Source organism: Pseudomonas arsenicoxydans (assembly GCF_006438915.1).
Taxonomy (GTDB): domain Bacteria; phylum Pseudomonadota; class Gammaproteobacteria; order Pseudomonadales; family Pseudomonadaceae; genus Aquipseudomonas; species Aquipseudomonas arsenicoxydans_A.
In genome coordinates, this window is the sequence record NZ_RCZE01000036.1 from 1 (window position 1) to 2,131 (window position 2,131).

Here is a 2,131-nt window from a genome sequence, read left to right on the forward strand (position 1 = left end):
CTGCAACCAAACGCCCTTGCGTGACCAGCGGTTATAACGCACATAGACCCGATGCCAGTGACCGTAGGTTTCAGGTAGATCCCGCCAGGGCGCGCCAGTTCGGGCAATCCAGAGTACCGCCTCTACAAACAGGCGGTTATCGCGGGCGGTCACGCCTCGGTCGCTGGCTTTACCCGGCAGCAGTTCCTTGATGCGCTCCCATTGATCGGTACGCAACCTATAGCAGCTCATCAGTTAACCCAAATAGCCCAAGGGTATCGAATGGCCCTGCTTAGCTCAAATGAGAACGCCCCCTAGGGTCCCCAGCTCACATTAATTGCAAGCTAGCTTGCATTCGACGCCTCGGACTCGCATTTCTCCACCCAAACGTAGTTGCGAAAGGAGATCCTTCGCTTGGCCTGACATTATTGCAGCAATACCAAGCAGAACTAATCAGTCACCTCGATGCGAATTTGAATTTGAATCACATTGCAGCGGGCGTTCGAGCCGTTGCTTCACATCCCGCATCGTGCGCGGCGAGTCAACCAGTACCGCATCGATCTTTAGGCAAGCCGCGGCCCGGTAGTCATCGTCGCTGTTAACCCCAATCGCCAAAATGCTCGACTTGCCCTTGGATTGAAAGCAGTCGATGGCCTCGGGCGTCCACAGTTTGGCATTCACCGGTGAGCGCGCCCAAGGTGAAGTTTTCGACCAGTTCATCTTTGCGCTGATATTCAAACGCCACCCAGCTATCGGCTTGCGACGCCGGATTACAGCTGTGTGCCAGGGCGATGCTTGCCAAACGGTCACGAGTATCGCCCCTGGATTCGAATAGCCGTGCCTGAGGATACTGAGTGAAAGCCTGCTGGTAGCTGGCATCGGTGGAGTAGATGAGCACCCGGTTCCAGGCGTGGTTTTGCTCCAGCACCCGTGCGACACCCTTGGCCTGAGGGGCGGCCGGCAAGGCTTTCATATCGAGAATGATGGGAGTCGTGGCTGGAATCACCGCCATCGCCTGTTGCAATGAGGGTAGCAATACTGCCTGGGTCCGATAGGGATAGGTCACTTGGCCGTCCGCTGCTGTTTGTGTGAACTGCCATCCGGCGTTGAGTTGTTGCAGCTGGGCCCATGTTTGCCCGGCCACGGCTCCGGAACCTTGGGTATTGGCACTCAGGTCGGTCGGCCGATACAACACGGGTACGTCGTCACTGCTCAGTTGTACGGTGAGCCAGAGCATGTCGACGTTATTGCGCAACGCATTGTCGATAGCTAGCAGAGTGTTCTCCGGAAAATCCGCCGCCCCGCCTCGGTGGGCCACGATCATTGGCAGGTACTCGTCCATAGTATCGGAAACAGGTAGGAGGGAGCAGCCGCTCATGAGGAGGTCAGCGATTAGCAGCGCAAGGGGATGTCGAGTGTTCCGCATTAAGTTATCGCTATGATGAGAGCTATTGCTCCATGTACGTGATATGTCTATATGAGTGTACCCAAATAGACAGTCAAGAACTCCTAGAAAGCGTAAACTTACGGTCAAAATGTCCATTGATTGAGATGGCCGGAGCAGGGTCTAGGATGTCAACTTGACAAAGTTGAGGGCGAAGACAAACGCTAGGGAAACTCTGAAGAAGACTTCCAAATTTAGGCAAAATACCCAGATTCCACCCGACGAGTTTTCCATGAAGCAGATGACCTTCGCCGATGCCGAATACGCCGGCAAGCGTAAGCAGACCCGCAAAGAGATGTTCCTGATCGAGATGGATCAGGTGGTGCCGTGGAAGGGGCTGATTACTCTGATCGAACCGCATTACCCGAAGGGTGATGGCGGTCGTCCGGCCTATCCGCTGGTGGTGATGCTGCGTGTTCACCTGCTGCAAAACTGGTTCGGCTACAGCGACCCTGCGATGGAAGAAGCCCTGTACGAGACGACGATTCTGCGCCAGTTTGCGGGGCTGAGCCTGGAGCGCATTCCTGACGAAACCACCATCCTCAACTTCCGTCGTTTGCTGGAAAAGCACGAGTTGGCGGCAGGGATTCTCGGGGTGATCAATGGTTATCTGGGGGATCGTGGTCTGTCGCTGCGCCAGGGCACCATCGTCGATGCCACGCTGATCGATGCGCCAACTTCGACCAAGAATAGGGGCGGCAAGCGCGA

3 protein-coding genes are annotated in these 2,131 nt (G+C 55.7%); 1 reads left to right on the forward strand and 2 read right to left on the reverse strand.

All coding sequences use genetic code 11. The features are described from left to right. The coding region (locus tag EAH78_RS32030) for a transposase (protein WP_140672344.1) at positions 1–231 on the reverse strand (231 nt) is incomplete at its 3' end. 346 nt (positions 232–577) lie between these two features. Further along, complete coding sequence (locus tag EAH78_RS32035) at positions 578–1,303, reverse strand: glycerophosphodiester phosphodiesterase family protein (protein ID WP_240051964.1); 726 nt, start codon at positions 1,301–1,303, stop codon at positions 578–580. A gap of 352 nt (positions 1,304–1,655) precedes the next feature. Here EAH78_RS32035 and EAH78_RS32040 point away from each other — a divergent pair. Further along, on the forward strand, positions 1,656–2,131 hold a 476-nt coding region (locus EAH78_RS32040), incomplete at its 3' end, for an IS5 family transposase (protein ID WP_140672346.1).

Bases quoted from the DNA above. Each gene is read 5' to 3' on its own strand.
- EAH78_RS32035 (WP_240051964.1), bottom strand. From the start codon at position 1,303: ATGATCGTGGCCCACCGAGGCGGGGCGGCGGATTTTCCGGAGAACACT.